This window comes from Pelagimonas phthalicica (assembly GCF_004364805.1).
GTDB lineage: Bacteria > Pseudomonadota > Alphaproteobacteria > Rhodobacterales > Rhodobacteraceae > Pelagimonas > Pelagimonas phthalicica.
Genome location: NZ_SOAP01000001.1, coordinates 1,602,483 through 1,620,911, shown reverse-complemented (window position 1 = coordinate 1,620,911; position 18,429 = coordinate 1,602,483). Strand labels below are relative to the sequence as shown.

Genomic DNA, 18,429 nt, shown 5'->3' with positions numbered 1-18,429 from the left:
GGTTATGATCCGAACTCTCTCGCTTGTCATAGCTGCGACCCTTGCCATGGGGGCCGCCCAAGCCGACCCGCGCGCCAATTATCTGGAATTCTGCGCCGATTGTCATGATGCCAACCGCCTTGGCGGCACCGGCCCGGCGCTGATCCCGCAGACCCTGAAACGCATGCGCGGCCCCAAGGTCGAGGCGGTAATCCGCGACGGGCGCGTCACCACGCAGATGCCCGGCTTTGCCGAAGATCTCAGCGACGCAGCCATTGCCGAACTCGCAACCTATCTCAAAACCCCGCTTGAGGCCGTGCCGCCATGGGGTGAAGAGCAGATCATGGCCAGCCGCGTGCTGGACGAAGATTACACGCCCGTCGACGCTCCGATCTGGGCCTCGGACCCGATGAACATCACCCTTGCCGTGGAAACCGGCGATCATCATGTCTCGGTGCTGGATGGCGACACCTTTGAGGTGCTCGACCGTTTCGCCACGCCCTTTGCCGTGCATGGTGGGCCGAAATTCGACCCCAATGGCCGCTTTGTTTTCATCATGTCGCGCGACGGCTGGGTGCAGAAATATGACATCTGGGCGTTGCAACAGGTGGGTCGCGTGCGCGCTGGTCTCAACAGCCGCAACATTGCGATGAGCGGCGATGGCAAATGGCTCGCCGTGGCCAATTATCTGCCCAACACGCTGACCATCCTGTCGACCGAAGACCTGTCCGTTGCCGAAGTGCATGAGATCAAGGGCAAAGATGGCACGCCCTCGCGCGTTTCTGCCGTCTATCAGGCCCCGCCGCGCGACAGTTTCGTGCTGGCGCTCAAGGATGTGCCGGAGATCTGGGAGGTGTCGTACGCGACATATCCCGATATGAACTATTTCGGCGGTGGCCTCGCCCATGATTGGAAGATCGAAGGCCCCGTGCCCCAAGACACCAAATTCCCGATCCGCCGCATCACGACGCCGGATTACCTCGATGATTTCTTCTTTGATCAGGCTTACGAACACGTCATGGGGGCCTCGCGCAAAGGCGAGGATGGCTTGGTCATTGACCTTGTTATCGGTCAAAAGGTGGCTGATCTCGCGCTCAAAGGCATGCCGCATCTGGGCTCCGGTATCACCTGGCAGCATGGGGATACAACGGTCATGGCCACCCCACACCTCAAGGACGCGACCATCTCGGTGATCGATATGCAGACTTGGGAAACCGTGAAAACTATCCCGACCCAAGGCCCCGGTTTCTTTATGCGCAGCCACAAGAACTCCAAATATGTCTGGGCGGATGTGTTTTTTGGTCCCAACAAGGACGTGATGCATATCATCGACAAAGAGACGCTTGAGATCGTGAAATCCATGCGCCCTGTGCCCGGTGCCACTGTGGCCCATGTGGAATTCACCAAGGATGGCAGTCACGCGCTGGTTTCGGTGTGGGAAGATGAGGGCGAGGTGCTGGTCTATGACGCCGAGACGCTCGAAATCGTCAAACGCCTGCCGATGCGCAAACCGTCGGGCAAATACAACGTCTGGAACAAGATTACTTTTGAGGAAGGGACAAGTCACTGAGGCAATTCCCGGATTGCCCGCAATCCGTTTCGCACCCGACCCGCCCGTAAAACCAAAGGTTTGCCTTCGGCAATACGGCGGATGCGAACCCGGCATTGCGCTTTCCTGCCCCCCTGTTAGGGTCGCCCCATGCTGCCCCGTCTCCATCACGCTGCCATCATCTGTGCCGATTACGCGCGTTCCAAACAGTTCTATACCGAAACGCTCGGACTCAAGATCCTAGCCGAGAACCACCGGGCCGAGCGGGACAGCTGGAAGCTTGATCTCGCCCTGCCAGATGGCAGCCAGATCGAGCTGTTTTCCTTTCCCGATGCACCCAAACGCCCCACACGCCCCGAGGCGCAGGGGCTGCGCCATCTGGCCTTTGCGGTGGAGGATATCGACGCGGTCATAGCCCATCTGACCGCCGCCCAGGTCGAGGTCGAACCGATCCGGATCGACCCTTACACCGATGCGCGTTTTACCTTTTTCGCCGATCCCGACGGGTTGCCCCTGGAACTCTACGAGGTCACGACCCCTTGAACACCGGCTTGCGCTTTTCCAGAAAGCTCGCCACGCCCTCGGCGTAATCATCGCTTTCGCCGCAGGTTTTCATGGCGTCGGCTTCGGTCTCCAGATGATCGCTCAGGCTTGCCGTTGCCGCCTGTTGGATGCACATCTTGGACAGGCCCAGCCCCAAAGTCGGCCCATGTGCCAGCCCTTCGGTCAGCTTGCGCGCCTCTGCCATCAGATCCTCATCCGGCAGCGCCTGCCAGATCAATCCCCATTCAGCGGCTTTTTCAGCGGGCAAAGACATTCCGGTCAGCGCCAGCCCCTTGGCCCGCGCTTCCCCCACCAGATGCGGCAAATGCCAGCTGCCGCCAGTATCCGGGATCAACCCGACCTTGGCGAAACTCTGGATGAATTTCGCGCTGTGTCCGGCCAGCACAATATCCGCCGCCAGCGCCAGATTGGCCCCGGCCCCCGCCGCCACGCCATTCACCGCGCAGACCACCGGGAATTCCAGCGACCGGATCAAGCGCACCAGCGGCGCATAGAAATCCCGCACGGTTTTGCCCAGATCCGGCATGCCCGCCATCTTGGATGGGTCACGGTCCCCCAGATCCTGCCCGGCGCAAAAACCGCGCCCGGCACCGGTCAGCAAAACCGCCCGCTTGCCGCCATCCCGCGCGGCCTCCAACGCCGCGCGCAACGCATAATGCATCTCTTCGTTAAACGAATTCAGCTTGTCCGGACGGTTCAGGGTGATCTCTGCCCAAGCTCCGTGATCCGCAACCTTGATCGTATCCGACATTATGCCCCCTCATAACCTGTCATCGCCTTTGCAATCTGCGCGCGCACCTTAGCCACTGCCTCCTCCTTGACCGGGCCAAAGCCGCGCACCTGCATCACCAGCCCGGCAATCCGGGCTGCCTCTGCATGATTAGCGGCGCTCAGCCCATCTGTCAGCCGCAACACAAGGTCGCGATACTCGGCAATTAGTTCGCGCTCCATTCGCCGTTCCGCGGTTTTGCCAAAGACATCAAACGCCCCGCCGCGCAGCCCTTTCATCCGCGCCAAGACACGGAACCCAACCCGCACCCACGGCCCAAAGGCGCGTTTCACCGGGCGTCCGCGCGCATCCAGCTTGCCACCCAGCAAAGGCGGGGCCAAGTGGTGCTTCACGGTGAAATCCCCCTCAAACCGGTCCTTCAACCCGTCAAGGAAACCGGTTTCCAGATGCAGGCGCGCCACCTCGTATTCGTCTTTATAGGACATGAGCTTGAACAAGGCGCGCGCCACCGCCTCTGACAAAAGCCCCGCGTTACCCATCACACGCCGCTCAGCCTCCATGACGCGGCTTACCTCGTCACGATAGCTTTGCGCCCAGCGGCTGTTTTGGTAATCGCTCAAAAACGCCACCCGCCGCGCGATCAGCTCATCCAGGCTTTGCACCGGCGCTTCGGGCAGGTTGGAGACGCGCGCGACCTTGTCGGGCGCGGCGACAACCAAGCGCCCCCAGGCAAAGGCCTGTTTGTTCTGCTCGGGCTTGACCCCGTTCAGCTCAATCGCGCGCATCAGCGCCTCAAACCCGACCGGCACCAGACCCGCCTGCCAGGCCGCGCCCAGCATCAGCACATTGGCATAAACCGTATCGCCCATCAGTGCCTCGCTCAGCGCATTGGCATCCAGTGATTGCAAACCCTCGCCAACCCCGTCGGCAATGCGCTGCACGCGATCCGCGGCGCGCAAATCCGCGTCGCGGTTGCGGGTGAAATCGCCCGTCGGCATCAGCGCGGTGTTAACAACCGCCTTTGTGTGCCCCTTGCGATAGGTGGCAGAGGCTTTGGGTGACGAACTCACCACCAAATCACAGCCAATCAGCGCATCGGCCGAGCTTGGTTCGGTGCGGGCCTGATTGACCGAGCCTTCGGTTGCGCCCATGCGGATATAGCTCAGAACAGGGCCGAATTTCTGCGCAAAGCCCATGAAATCCAGCACGCTCGCGCCTTTCTTTTCCAGATTGGCACCCATGGCGATCAACTGACCAACCGTGACAACCCCGGTGCCGCCAACCCCGGTGACTAGAATGTCATAAGGCTTGTTCAACCCGGGCAAGGCGGGCGCGGTCAACTCCAGCGACAGGCGTTTCAGCACCGCGCTATTCGTTTCCGCGCTGGGCTTTTTCAGCGTGCCGCCCTCGACCGTCACAAAGGATGGGCAAAAGCCGTTCACACAGGTGAAATCCTTGTTACAGCTGTTGAGGTTGATCTTGCGCTTGCGGCCAAACTCGGTCTCCAGCGGCTCAACACTCAGACAGTTGCTTTCCACGCTGCAATCGCCGCAGCCTTCGCAGACCAGCGGGTTGATTACGGCGAATTTCTTGGGGTCTTCCAGTTTGCCACGCTTGCGGAGGCGGCGCTTTTCCGTGGCGCAGGTCTGTTGATAGATCAGCACCGTGGTGCCGGGGATCTCGCGCAACTCGCGCTGCACCCGGTCCAGTTCGGATCGGTGCAAAATCTCCACCCCCACCGGGAAATCGCTGCGCTGGAATTGCTCGGGCTGATCCGAGACCACGACGACTTTCTTTGCCCCCTCAGCCACCATGGATTTGGCAATGCCATGTACCTCAATCGGGCCGTCCACAGTCTGCCCCCCGGTCATGGCGACCGCGTCGTTGAACAGGATCTTATAGGTGATATTCGCGCCCGAGGCGATGGCTTGGCGCACGGCGAGCGATCCGGAATGGTAATAGGTGCCTTCGCCGAGGTTCTGGAACACGTGCTTGTTTCCATTGAATTTTGAGCGCGCAACCCAGTTCACCCCCTCGCCGCCCATCTGGATCAGCGAGGTGGTGTTGCGGTTCATCCAGCTCGCCATGAAATGACAGCCAATCCCGGCCATGGCCTGACTGCCTTCGGGCACCTTGGTCGAGCTATTATGCGGGCAGCCGGAACAGAAATAAGGCGTGCGGGCTGCGCCTTCGACATTGATCAGCTTGGGCGCTGGCACGATGTCTTGCGCCTGTTCCGACAGGCCCAGACCAAAGTTCAAATCCAGCCGCGCCGCGATGATCTTGGCCAGCATTACCGCGCCCAGCTCATGCGTCCAGGGGATCAGCCGCTCGCCATGCTCATCACGTTTGCCGACCATGCGATCCGGTTTCTGACCCGGAAAGTCATAGAAATATTCCTTGAGCTGGCTTTCGATAATCCCGCGCTTTTCCTCGATCACCAGCAGTTCTTGCTTGCCACTGGCGAATTGCAGCGCGCCGACATCTTCGAGCGGCCAGACCATGCCAACCTTGTAGATATCCAGCCCCAGCTCAGCGGCGCGCGCCTGATCAATGCCCAGAAGGCGCAGCGCCTCAAGCACATCCAGATGGGATTTGCCTGTGGTGACAATGCCAAAGCGCGCATCCGCGTGCCCCCATTCCACCCGGTCAATCGGGTTGGCGCGGGCAAAGGCCAGCACGGCGTTTTTCTTGGCCTCCATACGCTCTTCGATCTGCGGGCCGGGCAGGTCAGGCCAGCGGTAATGCAGCCCATCGGTGGGCATCGCAAAATCCGGACTGATAAAGTCGCGATCGGCGGGCAGATCAAAGCTCATGCCACTTTCCACCGTCTCCGAAATCGCCTTGAACCCAACCCACATGCCGCTGAAGCGCGACAGGGCATAGCCCCATTCTGCGAAAGGCAGGAACTCGGCCACATTGGCTGGGTTCACCGTGGGCATGAAAAAGTTCATGAAGGCCACGTCGGATTGATGCGGCATGGACGAGCTGACACAGCCATGATCATCCCCCGCCACCACCAGCACACCGCCCCTGGGTGACGACCCATAGGCATTGCCGTGTTTCAACGCATCCGCCGCGCGATCCACCCCCGGCCCCTTGCCATACCAAAGGCCAAACACGGCCTCGCAGGTCTTGTCCGGGTCGGTTTCCACCTGCTGGGTGCCAATCATTTGCGTCGCGCCGAATTCCTCGTTCACCGCGGGCAGAAATTCGACCCCGGCCTCGGCCACAAGCTTGGCATTGTTGCCGATTTCCAGATCGATCCCGCCGACTGGCGAGCCGCGATAGCCCGAGACATAGCCCCGCGTATCCAACCCATTGGCGCGATCCCGCCGCGCCTGATCCAGCGCGATACGCACAATCGCCTGTGTGCCGGTCAAAAACACCCGGCCTTTGGTTTTGGTATAGCGATCTGTCAGCTCGTAATCGGCCAGGATCGGGGTTTGCTCTGTCATGGTGGTCCTCTGAAAACTCAAAGGGCTATCTGCCCGCGCGAGGGAATAGGGTAGCGGGTCTTGTGGAAAAAGCTGTTCAGATTGCATTGATTTTCGGGTAGATTTGATGGGCATTGTTCAATCTGGGGTCTGATGTGACAGAGTCTTTCCAAATCACCGATCTTGACCGCCGCATTCTGGAATTGCTGCAACGCGATGCCTCGACCTCGATGGCGGATCTGGCGGATAGCGTCGGCTCGTCTTCGGCCACCTGCTGGCGCCGCATTCGCGCGCTGGAAGAGGCGGGCATTCTGGGCCCGCAAATCCGGCTGGTTGATCCGCATAAGGTCGGGCGCAAGATGGATGTGTTCTGCCAGGTGCGGATGAAGTCCCAGGACGCCGAGACGCGCGCCGGGTTCAAACGCGCGGTTGAGCTGGAGCCGACAATCGTCACCGCCTATTCAATCTCAGGCGAATGGGATTACCTGCTGCATCTCCTGGTGCGCGATATGGCCGATTTCGAAGACATCCTGATGCGCCGTGTGTTGGAGCATGAGGCGGTGGCGGCAACCAACACCATCTTTGCCCTGAGCCGGGTGAAATATGCGACCGAGGTGCCGGTCTGAGCGGGTGGACGATCTGACGATCGGCGCGTGCCGCGGGCGGGGCGGGGGGCGCTGCCCCCCGTCGCCAGAGGCGACTCCCCCCGGAATATTTGAACCAAGAAGAAACATGGCTGTGTCGCGGCGGGGTTGTTTTCCCCGTGGGCTGTTGCTTTAACCCCTTGGTGAAACGGAGGAGTTCAGCGGCCCATGACCGATATCGCCACACGTGTCTGGAACCACAAATGGAAGATCGATCCGATTGTGCGCTCGCTGATCGACACGGATTTCTACAAGCTGTTGATGTGCCAATCGGTGTTCCGCAACAAGCGCGACACGCAGGTCACCTTTAGCCTGATCAACCGCTCTACATCCGTGCCCCTGGCCCATCTTATTGATGAGGGCGAGCTGCGTGAGCAGTTGGATCATATCCGTTCCCTTTCGCTGACCCGTGGCGAAAGCACCTGGCTGCGCGGCAACACGTTTTACGGCAAGCGGCAGATGTTCCGCCCTGATTTCATGGAATGGTTCGAAAACCTGCGCCTGCCGGATTACCATTTGGAGCGCGTTGGCGATCAGTATGAGCTGACATTCGAGGGCAGCTGGCCCGAGGTCATGCTGTGGGAAATTCCAGCGCTTGCGGTGTTGATGGAGCTGCGCGGGCGCGCTGTGCTGAACCAGATGGGCAAGTTCGAGCTGCAGGTGCTGTATGCCCGCGCCATGACCAAGCTATGGGAAAAGGTGGAAAAACTGCGAGAAGTGCCCGAGCTGCGGATTGCCGATTTTGGCACCCGCCGCCGGCATTCGTTCCTCTGGCAGGATTGGTGTGTGCAGGCGATGCTGGACGGGTTGGGGCCGGCCTTTGTCGGCACTTCAAACTGTCTTATTGCCAAGAACCGCGATCTTGAGGCGATTGGCACCAATGCCCATGAATTGCCCATGGTCTATGCGGCGCTGGCGCAGGATGACGCGGCTTTGGCGCAGGCCCCCTATGACGTTCTGGCCGATTGGCACGAAGAGCATGAGGGCAATCTGCGTATCATCCTGCCCGACACCTATGGCACCGAAGGGTTCCTGCGCAATGCGCCCGATTATCTCGCGGGCTGGACTGGCATTCGCATCGACAGCGGCGATCCGGCCACCGGGGCCGAAGTGGCGATCAAATGGTGGCAGGACCGGGGCGAAGACCCGCGCAACAAGCTGGTGATTTTCTCGGATGGGTTGGATGAAAACAAGATCCTCGAGCTTTATCAGCAGTTTGCGGGCCGAGTGCGGGTGTCCTTTGGCTGGGGCACTTTGTTGACCAATGATTTTCGCGGTCTGACCCCGGATAACGGGTTGGCCCCGTTCAGTCTGGTCTGCAAGGCGGTGCGCGCCAATGGCAATCCGACGGTCAAGCTTTCGGACAACCCGAACAAAGCCATGGGCCCAGAGGCCGAAATTGCCCGCTATAAGCGGGTGTTTGGCGTCGGAGATCAAGCGGCGATGGATGTTGTGGTCTGACAACCCGTCGAAAAGCCCCGGATTGAACGCAATCCGGTTCGCGCCCGTCCGTCCATGCGTTCGGGCGTATAAATCTGGCTTGATTGGTGACTTGCATAGGTTGGTTATGACGATCCTAACTTAACGAACGTTGCGAGAAACGATGCTGTAATCTTCCATTAAATGCGTAAATTCAATGAGTTGATAGATTGCCAATTGTCAATTCAGCGCGGTTTTTCTGCCATAGCTTGAGACACCATTGACCGGCTTTGTCATTGCCACTTTTCACCACCTGCGCGCGCAGGTAACACGGTCCCGACAGGAGACAGATATGACTCAGATCGAAGCCAAAGCCAGCGTGATGGAAATTGACCTTTATGTCGGGGGGAAATCCTCGCTTGAAGGTGTGTCAAACGTGACCAAGCTGAGCTCGAATGAAAACCCGTTCGGGCCCAGCCCGGATGCGCAGGAGGCGGTCAAGCGTTGCGTGCATGAGCTGCATCGTTACCCCTCCTCGGATCATTCGGCATTGCGTAACGCCTTGGCCGAGATCCACGGGTTGAAGGCTGATAACATCATCTGCGGCGCGGGTTCGGATGAGGTGATCACTTTTCTCTGCCAGGCCTATGGCGGCGAGGGGACCGAGGTTCTTTATACCGAGCACGGCTTTGCCATGTATCGTATTTGCGCTTTGGCCGCCGGGTCGACTCCGGTTGTGGTCAAGGAACGTGACCGCGTGGTTGATGTAGACGCGATCCTTGCGGGCTGCACGGATAAGACCAAGCTGGTCTTTATCGCCAACCCCGCCAATCCGACCGGGACCATGATCGGCATGGCGGAAATCGAACGGCTGGCTGCGGGCATTCCGGATCAGGCCTTGTTGGTGCTTGACGGGGCCTATGCGGAATATGTCGAAGGTTATGACGGCGGGGCCAAGCTGGTCGAGATGCGCAACAATGTCGTGATGACCCGCACCTTCTCCAAGATTTACGGTCTGGGCGGTTTGCGCATTGGCTGGGGCTATGCTCCGCGCGCGGTCATTGACGTGTTGAACCGGGTGCGCGGGCCGTTCAATGTTTCCAACACCGCCTTGGCCGCCGCCGAGGCCGCGGTGCGCGACACGGCCTATACGGAAAAATGCCGCGCCGATAATGCCCGGCTGCGCGCTTGGCTGTCCGAGGCGCTGGCCGAACATGGCGTGCCCAGCGATACCTCGACCGCGAATTTTGTGCTGGCGCGTTTTGCCGATGCAGAAGAGGCCAAGGCCTGCGATGCCTACCTGCAAAAGCAGGGGCTTTTGGTGCGGCAGGTGGCCGGTTATGGGCTGCCCAATTGTTTGCGCATCACCGTCGGGGATGAGCCGGGCTGCCGTCAGGTTGCCCATGCGGTGGGGCAATTCAAGGCAGGCGCGCGATGAGCGAGGCCCCGTTTCAGAAAGTGGCGCTGATCGGGCTGGGTCTGATCGCGTCATCGATGTTCTGGGCGATGAAACGCGCCGGGATGGACAGCCATGTCACCGGTTTTGCCCGCTCCGAGGCCACGCGGGACACGGCGCGCCGTTTGGGCTTGTGTGATCAGGTCTGCGACAGCGCCGAAGAGGCGGTCAAGGATGCCGATCTGGTGGTTTTGGCCGTGCCCGTTGGGGCGATGGGCCCGGTGATGCAGACCATCGCGCCACATCTGAAACCGGGCTGCGTGGTCAGCGAGGTGGGCTCGGTCAAACGCACGGTGATCGAAGCTGTGACACCGCATTTGCCCGAGGGCGTGCATTTTGTTCCGACCCACCCGATGGCGGGGACAGAGCATTCCGGGCCGGATGCGGGGTTTGCCTCGCTCTTTGACAATCGCTGGTGCCTGATTGTGCCCGAGGATCACACCGATGGGGATGCGGTCAGTCGGGTGGAAACCTATTGGACTGCGCTGGGTGCAAATACCGAGCGCATGGATGCGGAGCACCATGATATGGTCTGCGCCGTGGTCAGCCATATCCCGCACCTGATCGCCTATACAATGGTCGGCGTTGCCGATGATCTGGGTCGGATTTCTGACAATGAAGTCATCAAATTCTCGGCCGCGGGCTTTCGTGACTTCACCCGGATTGCCGCGTCTGACCCGACCATGTGGCGCGATGTGTTTCTGACCAACAAAGACGCGACGATCGAGATTCTGGGCCGCTTCACCGAAGAGCTGATGGCGCTGCAACGCGCCATTCGCACCGGTGATGGTGAGCAGCTTCATGCCTATTTCACCCGCACCCGTGCCATCCGCCGTGGCATTCTGGAGGCTGGACAGGATACAGATGCTCCTGACTTTGGCCGTGCAAAGGTGGATCGGTGAAAACTTGGGTTTTGGTAGGACTGCTGACCGTGGCGCTGGCAGCATGCGGCGGGTCGGACCGGCGCGAGGCGCGCAGCAATGACAGTGATCTTGATGGGGTGCGGGGGTTTTTGAACCGGGCCTTTGATCGCGATGATCCGGGCAATGCGGGCGGCGGTCTGTGCGGCGACGGTGATTTGCAGGGCGAGGTGGTCGGCACGGTGCCGGGGCGCATTCCGGCCTGCGGCATCGAGAATGCCATTCGCCTGCAATCGGTTGCCGGGGTTGAGCTTTCGCAAGGGGCCTTGATGACGTGCGAGACCGCCAAGGCGCTGAAAACCTGGGTGAATAGTGGCGTGCGCCCGGCGGTGGGTCGTCGTGGCGGCGGTGTCGCGCGGTTGCAGGTGGCAGCGCACTACGTCTGTCGGACCCGCAACCATCAGCCCGGTGCCAAGATCAGCGAGCATGGGCGCGGCAAGGCGATTGATATTTCCGCGATCCATCTCGAGGATGGCAGCGAAATCAGCGTGTTGGATGATTGGGGGCGCGGCAAGAACGGCAAAGCCCTGCGCCAGATGCACAAGGCGGCCTGCGGACCTTTTGGCACGGTCCTGGGGCCGGAATCGGACCGTTGGCACAAAGATCATTTCCACTTTGACGTGGCGCGCTATGGCAGCGGATCTTATTGCCGATAGGGGCCGAATGAGAAAAGGCGGGGACATCCCCGCCTTTTTTGGTTTTGATTTACTGCACCGGAGCGGTCGGCTCGTCAGCCTCTGGCGTGGCTGCCTCGCTTGGCTCTGGCGTTTCGCCCAGCAGGCCCGAGACGGTGCCATCCATGGACAGGCCCAGCTCATCACCCAGCTTTTTCAGCGCGGGCATTTGCACGGCCATGCCCATGATCGAATCCAGCGCCTGGTTCACCGGGGGTTTGTCGCCAGCAGAGCCAGAGCCGCCACCGTTTGAGCCTCCGTTCAACCCGCCGACCTGGTGAATGCGGATCGAGTCGATCTTTTCAGCCGGTTTCACCGCTTCGGCCAGGACTTTGGGCATTGCCTCAAGGCGGGCCAGGTCAACCTTCATGCTGATCAATTCAGCGCTGAGCGCGTTTTCAGCATCGGTGATGGCGCGTTTACCTTCGGCTTCGGCCAGCATGTCCTTTTTCTTGGCCTCGGCGCGGATGGTGAGCGCGTCTGCTTCGGCCTGGGCCTCTTCGCGGCGGGCTTCGGCGCGGTCTGACGCGGCCTCTTTTTCGGCCTGAGCGGCCAGACGGATCTTGGTCGCTTCCCGTTCCGCTTCTCGCGCCGCTTCGATCAGCGCAATTTGCTTCAGACGTTCGGCCTCGGCCACTTCCTTGGCGGTGGTGACCGCTTCCATGGCTTTGGTCGCTTCGGCGCGGGCAAGGTCGGCAGAGGCGCGGGCGCGGCTTTCTTCCTCGGATTTTTGCTGGATGATGATCTGCTTTTCCTGATCCGCCACTTCCAGCTCGCGCTCTTTGGCAATTTCTGCCTCGCGCAGCTTGCGCTCGCGCTCAATCTCGGCGGCGCGGACAGATTCCTCGCGGGCAATCCGGGCACGTTCGGTTTCGCGCATGGAATCCTCGGTGCGGGCTGCAATCTCGGCCTCTTGCGCGGCCTTAAGGGTTTCGATTTCCTGTTCCTGCGCGATGCGGGCCTGTTCCTCGTCCTTTTGGATGGTGAGGCGCTGACGCTCGGCCTCCATCTCGGCGCGGCGCACGGCAACCTGTGCTTCGGCCTCGATATTGGCGCGCTCTTTCTTGGATTGCGCGATGACCTCGGCCAGTTTGCGCATACCCACCGCGTTAAAGGCGTTGTTTTCGTCCAGTGCCTCGAACGGGGTCTGGTCCAGCGCGGTGAGAGAAACCGCTTCGAGCGACAGGCCGTTTTTCAGCAGGTCCTCGGAGACGGTATTCTGCACCTCCTGGACAAAATCGGCTCGGTTTTCATGCAGCTGGTCCATGGTCATTTGGGCGGCCACGGCGCGCAGGGAGTCGATGAGTTTACCCTCGATCATCTCGCGCAGCTGTTCGACGTCAAAGGTGCGGGCCCCCAGGGTTTGCGCGGCACGGGCGACGCCCTCATCTGTGGGCTGAACCGAGACATAAAACTCGACGCCGACATCGACGCGCATCCGGTCCTTGGTGATCAGCGCGCCGTCACCGTCGCGTTTCACCTCAAGGCGCAGGGTTTTCATGTTAACCGGGCTGACCTCGTGCAGCAGGGGCACGACGACCACGCCGCCATCCATAATGACCTTTTTGCCGCCCGCGCCGGTTTTCACCAGGCTGGTTTCACGGGTGGCGCGGCGATAAAGGCGGGCCATGACAAGGCCGATCACCATGAAAAATGCCAGAACGGCGCCAACAAGGATAAGAAGTGTGATGATATCCATTTTTCCTCCGATAAATCTGTGTGTCAGGCGCTGAGCGCCACGATGAAATAGCCACCGTCATAGCGATGGCGCAGGACGACAACTTCGGTGCCCTGCGGGATCTGCGCATCGTCGCGAAGCGGTTCGGCGCGCAGATAATGGGTGTTGCCGAAGCGGTCGGTGACCTTGACTTCGGCAGGGCGACCGCGGGCGGCGGTGCCTTGGGTTATGACGCCCTGACGGCGGCCAAGATGGCGTTCGGACAGGGCGGCGGTTTCGGTTTTCGGGATCAGTCGCGCAAAACCGCTGCCGAACCGGCGGGCAAAGAATATGGCCGCGACAGCAGCGGGGATCGCGGCCAGCAGCGCGGGCAGGGCCGCGCCGAACAGGCCAAGCACCAGGTTTTGCACGACGACACCGGTGATGCCAAAGGCCATGAGGATGGCCGAGAGCCAGATCAGCGCCGGCATTTTGCCAAAGCCAAGCCAGGCGGCGATGCCACTGGGCTGGGCCGCGCCATCGGGCAGGTCGGTATCGACATCGACATCGGCAAAGCTGGGCAATTCGAGATCCGAGGTGTCCAGCCCATCGAGGTCAATGTCGAGATCGCCGATCTCCATTTCAGGCACATCAAGGTCAGGCTCGTCGATATCCGGGCCATTCAGTTCAGCCCCGTCCATGCCGTCGCCCCCGGCCCCCAAAAGGGTGCCGCCAAGCAAGGCAAAGACCAGCTCAAGTGCGAAAAGGCCAAAGAGCAGGGCAAGCGAAAGGGTAAACGGGACGAACCCGTCAGACAGCAATTGGTCAAACATGGTGATAACGGTATGGTTGTGTATTCATTGGTATACAATGCATATGGGGTCCTCACGGGTTTGTTACAAGTCCCGTGATGCGAATAATTCTCAACAACGATGTCAGAGTGGTGTGACAGAAGCATGATGACAGGGTTCTGACAGACGGGATAGGCGGGTATGCCTTACCGTTGCTCAAATGGGGCGCTGCCCCGTCCCGAGCGCGCTCGGGACTCCCCGGGATATTTTTAGCCCAAAGAAACCTGATGATCTATGCTGATTGTCCACAGGCCCTAGTTAACTGACCTCGGTGAACCCGGCACTGCCGCGATCCTGGGGGTGTTTTTCCAGATGTTTGGCTTTGATTTCGGCAGAGGTGTCGCGGGAGCCGTCATGGCTCCAGCCCGGCGGGGCGACGCAATACATCAAACGGTCGCGCAGGGTGATGCCGGGTTGGGTGGCGTCCTTCCAGATGCCGACCCATTCGTGAAAGGCGACGCGGATCGGGTTGAAGGTGCCGAGATTGTGGACGAGGCCGTAATCGACCTTTTCATCGTCCTGTTCGGGCACGAAGGTGCCAAAGAGCTTGTCCCAAATGATGAAGACCCCGGCATAGTTGCAATCAAGATAGCGCGGGTTGCGGCCATGATGGACGCGGTGATGGCTGGGGGTGTTCATGATGGCTTCGAACCAGCGGGGCATTTTGTTGATGGCTTCGGTGTGGATCCAGAATTGGTAAATCAGGTTGAGCCCGCCGCAGAACAGCACCAGTGCCGGGTGAAAGCCGAGCAGGATCAACGGCGCACGCACGACCATCATAAAGGTAAAGGTGTAGGTCCAGGTTTGGCGCAGGGCTGTGGTGAGGTTGTAATGCTGGCTGGAATGATGGTTCACATGACTGGCCCAGACCCAACGGATGCGGTGGCCAAAGCGATGCACCCAGTAATAGCGTAGATCATCCAGGACAAAGCACAGGATCACCACCGCCAGCGAGCTGCCAAGGTCGAGCGGCGTGATCTCCCATAAGAGGGTAAAGAAGCCCCAGGCGATAAATCCAAGCGCGATGCCCGAAGCGACATTGCCCGCCCCCATGATCAGCGATGTCACCGCATCGCGGGTTTCATAGCGGCCACCGCGTTTTTGTGTGGTAATCCAGAGCAGCTCGATCAGGATGGCGGCGATGAAAAAGGGCACGGCAAGCGAAACCACATCGGGATAGGTGAGTTGATCGGTCATGCGGCGGCTCCGATGTGATTGGTCCAAAGCAGGGCTTCGTCGGGGGTGAGGCGGAGGGCGATGCGGGGTGCGCCGTAATCGGGCAGGGTCACGGTCAGGCCGGTTTCGGTGGCTGTGAAGGTTGCGCCGTTGAGCAGGCGGGCGGTGCTGTCGGCCCCCATGGCCCAGACGATGCCGGGACCGGCCTGGGTCATGATCAATGCGGCCTGAGCGGAAGCACAGAGGGTGACCGAGGTCACGGTGCTGTCGGGGAATTCGCGCAGCCAGGCGGTGCGGGCCTGGGCCTCGGACAGAAAGGTCTTGGGTTTCGACAGGCCGAGCAGATGGGTCAGCACGGCGATCCCGGCAATCCCGACGACCACAAGGATGATCAGAATGTCTAGCGGCATGGCTCCTCCTGCGGGGAACTGTCGGCGGGGCGGGGGCGGATTGTCAAAACTCTCGTAGCGTCAAGGGTCACATTTGCGCCCAATTTGCCGAATCGCAGCGGGTTGGGTGCGGGGATTCGGGCGGGTTTGGCCCGCGTTGTGCCGGGATGCGTGGCAATTTGGGCGCAATTATGGCGGGAATTGTTGGACTGGTGGAGACAAGTTTTGACTGTGCGGCTGATTGTTCCCGAGATTAGGGTTAATGGCGCGATTGTGGCAGAAAACCGTTGCGTGCTGCCGCGTTTTCGCCCAATTCTCTTAACCACTGGGTGGGGGCCCGGACACTGAGAGTAGCACAATGCGCCACATGATCGCCGCCCTGACCCTGACGTTGATCTCCACATTTGCGACCACTTCTGCGACGGCCGATATTTCTTGGCGCGCTGGTGAAATGGGCAATGGATCGGTCATGGTGATGAAGGATCGCAGTGGCGCGATGACCCATGTCAAGCGCGGCTCGGCCGGTGGGGTTCACCTGTTTGATCTCTATGCCGGGCAGGGCAGCGCGGCGGAATTCCTGGGCAGCTACAAGGTGAACGCGCGTGGCGAAGTGACCGAGACTATGGCGATTGACGGCGCGGTGACCCGCTACACCCCGCATCGCTGCAACCGCACCCTGGGCAAGTGCCAGTTCACCGTGACCCATGCGGATGGCTATGTCGAACAGCGCACCCGCGTGACCGAGGCCGTGCGCGGCGGCTTGCGTTACTGGGAATATGGCGCAGATGGGCTGATGGCCGAAGGCGCGATGCAGCTGGATCAGCTGGGGGCCTCTAAGGGGGGCTGGAAAAAGGGCCGGAGCAAACGCAAGACCCGCACCCGCCGGATTATGATTGCGCTGAAATAAGCCGCGAATACCTTCTCTCTCTCTCTCTCTCTCTCTCTCTCTCTCTCTCTCTCTCTCTCTCTCTCTCTCTCTCTCTCTCAGAGCGAATAGGGCGGCCCATTGGGTCGCCTTGTTTGTTTGAAAAGGGGCATAGGACGCGTTTATTGAGCGGCTAATAGCTGAAATAACAGACGAGCGCAGGGCAATGTGGAAGACAGGCGGTTTCCGGCATATTGATATGGCCATCGTTAAGAAGTTGTGAAGTCGGGGTCTTGCGTATCATGCATCTTGTTCTAATCATAATTGCGTTGTGCATGCTCACCAAGGCAACAGGCGTTTCAGCTCAGCAGGTCAATGAAAGCGAACTTTGCAAGCCGGTGACGTCACCTGAAATCCGTTCCGATTTGCTCGCCCTTTCGCGTGATGAACTCGCCGAGATGGGATATGGCGACCTGGATTTTGTCAACAGAGCCTTTTAAGTTGGGTGGAGTGTTTCATGTCTTGGTCTCCAAGTATGGAACGGTCCTCAAGGTTTTGGTGTTCGGATAGACGGCTCGCCAGATTTGGCCTCGTCACGCATACGCCCTTGTAGGCCAATTGCACTTTGCTCTGATTGCCCCTACACCCGGTTACATTGAAATCGTGGCGGCATATTCCGTTCGTAGGTTTGGGGTGCTTTATGCAACTGGCAGAAATTGAAGAGCTGCACGCGGAACATCTGCGGCCCAGATATGGGACGACGACGCCGGATGAGCTGAATTACATTCAGAAGCTGATCATCCGGCACAAACCCAAACGGTTTATCGAGATCGGCACGGCCTCGGGGCTGAGCACCGGATTTATCGCGCGCTTCATGGAAGAGAATGGCGGTGAAAGCGTCACTTCAATTGACTATTCGGCTAAATTCTTTGGGCAGGCGGATAAACCGGTCGGGTTTCTGGCCCCAAAAATTTACCCGAGCGGCCCAGTGCAAGTCGACATAATTCCGCGAAAGTCAGCGCTTGATCTGCAAGAGATGGGCGGGGAATGGGACATGGCATTTATTGATGCCAATCATCAGCACCCCTGGCCGATTGTGGACACGCTGGCGGTTGCGCCGCACATGCGCGGGTCCAAGGTGGTGATCCACCATGACCTACAGCTTTATCGTCGCTTCAAAGAGCTAAGGGGCATCGGACCGCGGGTGTTGTTCAACGAAATGCCCGACAGCCACCGCCATGCGGATATCGCCGGAGGGTGGAACATCTTTTCGGTCGATCTGAACCTGGACAAGGCGCTGCTGGAAGAAGTGGCGATTGGGGCGCTGAGCATGCCTTGGACGAGTTTCCCGAGCTTGACCCCAACCGAAGTGCGAAAATTTGAAGCGATTTTGGCAGCGTACTATTCCTCGAACCTTTTGAATGAGTTCCGGTTGTGCCAAAAGCTCTTTCGGCATTCGATGCCGCGTCGCGCTTTGTTTTCATTGCGTAGGTTCTTGGCAGAAAGCGCTGAGAAAGCAGGGGTGCGCCAAAGATAGCGCGCCCCGTCAGAGTTGTTTTACCCCTCAGCCCCAATCAGGGCGCGCAGCACGGCTTTGGCGCTGTCTGAGGACCAGTCGGCGTCGCCGGTCATGCGGCCGACTTCGTTGCCGTCGGGGTCGATGATCAGCGTTGCGGGCAGGCCGAGTACGCCCAGGCCGCGGGCCAGGGTGGATTTCGGGTCGCGGTGCAGGGGCAGGTTGGTGACGCCGATATCGTCAAAAAAGGCCTTCATCGCCGGGGGCGGGTTGCGCGAAGTGGCGATGGTGAGGACTTCGAATGTGTCACCGCCAAGCTCGGTCTGCAATTCGGACAGCATCGGCATCTCTTTGCGGCAGGGCGCGCACCAGGTGGCCCAGAAATTCACCACCAGCCATTTGCCCTGAAAATCCGACATCTTGAGCGGCTCACCCTCGAAGGTCATGAATTCGACCATGTCGCGGGTTTTGGGTGCGTCATGCAGGATCAGTTTCTTCATGTCGCCCTCGCGCGCGGCGGCGGCCGCGGCAAGATCCGCCTGTGCAGGGTTTGCAAGCGCCAGCGTCACCGTATACAGCAACAAAAGACCCAGATTTTTCATA

General features: G+C 59.9%; 17 protein-coding genes. 10 read left to right on the top strand and 7 right to left on the bottom strand.

The features are described from left to right. Positions 1-4: 4 nt before the first annotated feature. Positions 5-1,549 (top strand): nitrite reductase, encoded by a 1,545-nt coding sequence (locus CLV87_RS07900; protein WP_099242173.1) that lies wholly within the window; start codon positions 5-7, stop codon positions 1,547-1,549. Between the two features lie 129 nt (positions 1,550-1,678). Next, positions 1,679-2,071: an SMU1112c/YaeR family gloxylase I-like metalloprotein gene (gloA2, locus tag CLV87_RS07895; protein ID WP_099242174.1), complete on the top strand. Its 393-nt coding sequence runs from the start codon at positions 1,679-1,681 to the stop codon at positions 2,069-2,071. On the opposite strand, the gene paaG is transcribed toward gloA2, so the two are convergent. Both paaG and CLV87_RS07885 read right to left on the bottom strand, forming a co-directional pair. Next, complete coding sequence (paaG, locus tag CLV87_RS07890) at positions 2,058-2,843, bottom strand: 2-(1,2-epoxy-1,2-dihydrophenyl)acetyl-CoA isomerase PaaG (RefSeq protein ID WP_099242176.1); 786 nt, start codon at positions 2,841-2,843, stop codon at positions 2,058-2,060. The two genes, gloA2 and paaG, sit on opposite strands and share 14 nt — an antisense overlap. Then, complete coding sequence (locus CLV87_RS07885) at positions 2,843-6,280, bottom strand: indolepyruvate ferredoxin oxidoreductase family protein (RefSeq protein ID WP_099242178.1); 3,438 nt, start codon at positions 6,278-6,280, stop codon at positions 2,843-2,845. The genes paaG and CLV87_RS07885 overlap by 1 nt, the downstream gene beginning before the upstream one ends. Positions 6,281-6,414: 134 nt before the next feature. Between CLV87_RS07885 and CLV87_RS07880 the strand changes: the two genes are divergently transcribed. From CLV87_RS07880 to CLV87_RS07860, 5 genes are all read left to right on the top strand, one after another. Further along, positions 6,415-6,885, top strand: coding sequence for an Lrp/AsnC family transcriptional regulator (locus tag CLV87_RS07880; RefSeq protein WP_099244602.1), 471 nt, complete (start codon positions 6,415-6,417; stop codon positions 6,883-6,885). 186 nt (positions 6,886-7,071) lie between these two features. Continuing rightward, positions 7,072-8,364 carry a nicotinate phosphoribosyltransferase gene (gene pncB, locus CLV87_RS07875; protein WP_099242180.1) on the top strand — a complete coding sequence of 431 codons (1,293 nt, stop codon included), beginning with the start codon at positions 7,072-7,074 and terminating at the stop codon, positions 8,362-8,364. Between the two features lie 310 nt (positions 8,365-8,674). Beyond that, entirely contained in the window at positions 8,675-9,760 is a 1,086-nt protein-coding gene (hisC, locus tag CLV87_RS07870; RefSeq protein ID WP_099244604.1) for a histidinol-phosphate transaminase, read from the top strand. Beyond that, positions 9,757-10,680: a prephenate/arogenate dehydrogenase family protein gene (locus tag CLV87_RS07865; RefSeq protein ID WP_099242182.1), complete on the top strand. Its 924-nt coding sequence runs from the start codon at positions 9,757-9,759 to the stop codon at positions 10,678-10,680. The genes hisC and CLV87_RS07865 overlap by 4 nt, the downstream gene beginning before the upstream one ends. Further along, on the top strand, positions 10,677-11,354 hold the full coding sequence (locus tag CLV87_RS07860; RefSeq protein WP_099242184.1) for an extensin-like domain-containing protein: 678 nt from the start codon (positions 10,677-10,679) through the stop codon (positions 11,352-11,354). The genes CLV87_RS07865 and CLV87_RS07860 overlap by 4 nt, the downstream gene beginning before the upstream one ends. Positions 11,355-11,403: 49 nt before the next feature. Here CLV87_RS07860 and CLV87_RS07855 read toward each other — a convergent pair whose 3' ends face one another. The 4 genes from CLV87_RS07855 to CLV87_RS07840 form a co-directional block, all read right to left on the bottom strand. Beyond that, complete coding sequence (locus CLV87_RS07855) at positions 11,404-13,071, bottom strand: flotillin family protein (RefSeq protein ID WP_099242186.1); 1,668 nt, start codon at positions 13,069-13,071, stop codon at positions 11,404-11,406. Between the two features lie 23 nt (positions 13,072-13,094). Further along, on the bottom strand, positions 13,095-13,862 hold the full coding sequence (locus CLV87_RS07850; RefSeq protein ID WP_099242188.1) for an OB-fold-containig protein: 768 nt from the start codon (positions 13,860-13,862) through the stop codon (positions 13,095-13,097). A 276-nt stretch (positions 13,863-14,138) separates the two neighbouring features. Beyond that, a complete protein-coding gene (locus CLV87_RS07845; protein ID WP_099242189.1) occupies positions 14,139-15,077 on the bottom strand; it encodes a sterol desaturase family protein in 939 nt (312 codons plus the stop codon). Next, the gene (locus CLV87_RS07840; protein WP_099242191.1) at positions 15,074-15,466 is read right to left on the bottom strand and encodes a hypothetical protein; all 393 of its coding nucleotides are present in this window, start codon (positions 15,464-15,466) and stop codon (positions 15,074-15,076) included. The genes CLV87_RS07845 and CLV87_RS07840 overlap by 4 nt, the downstream gene beginning before the upstream one ends. Positions 15,467-15,803: 337 nt before the next feature. Here CLV87_RS07840 and CLV87_RS07835 point away from each other — a divergent pair, with 337 nt between their 5' ends. The 3 genes from CLV87_RS07835 to CLV87_RS07830 all read left to right on the top strand — a co-directional run bounded on the left by CLV87_RS07835 (position 15,804) and on the right by CLV87_RS07830 (position 17,847). Beyond that, positions 15,804-16,352 carry a hypothetical protein gene (locus CLV87_RS07835; protein WP_099242193.1) on the top strand — a complete coding sequence of 183 codons (549 nt, stop codon included), beginning with the start codon at positions 15,804-15,806 and terminating at the stop codon, positions 16,350-16,352. Between the two features lie 293 nt (positions 16,353-16,645). Then, positions 16,646-16,810, top strand: a complete 165-nt coding sequence (locus CLV87_RS23835; protein ID WP_166652695.1) for a hypothetical protein — start codon at positions 16,646-16,648, stop codon at positions 16,808-16,810. Between the two features lie 200 nt (positions 16,811-17,010). Beyond that, positions 17,011-17,847 carry a class I SAM-dependent methyltransferase gene (locus tag CLV87_RS07830; protein ID WP_099242195.1) on the top strand — a complete coding sequence of 279 codons (837 nt, stop codon included), beginning with the start codon at positions 17,011-17,013 and terminating at the stop codon, positions 17,845-17,847. A gap of 20 nt (positions 17,848-17,867) precedes the next feature. Here the strand turns inward: CLV87_RS07830 and CLV87_RS07825 are convergent, their stop codons facing one another. Further along, positions 17,868-18,428: a TlpA disulfide reductase family protein gene (locus CLV87_RS07825; RefSeq protein ID WP_099242197.1), complete on the bottom strand. Its 561-nt coding sequence runs from the start codon at positions 18,426-18,428 to the stop codon at positions 17,868-17,870. Between the last annotated feature and the right edge of the window lies 1 nt (position 18,429).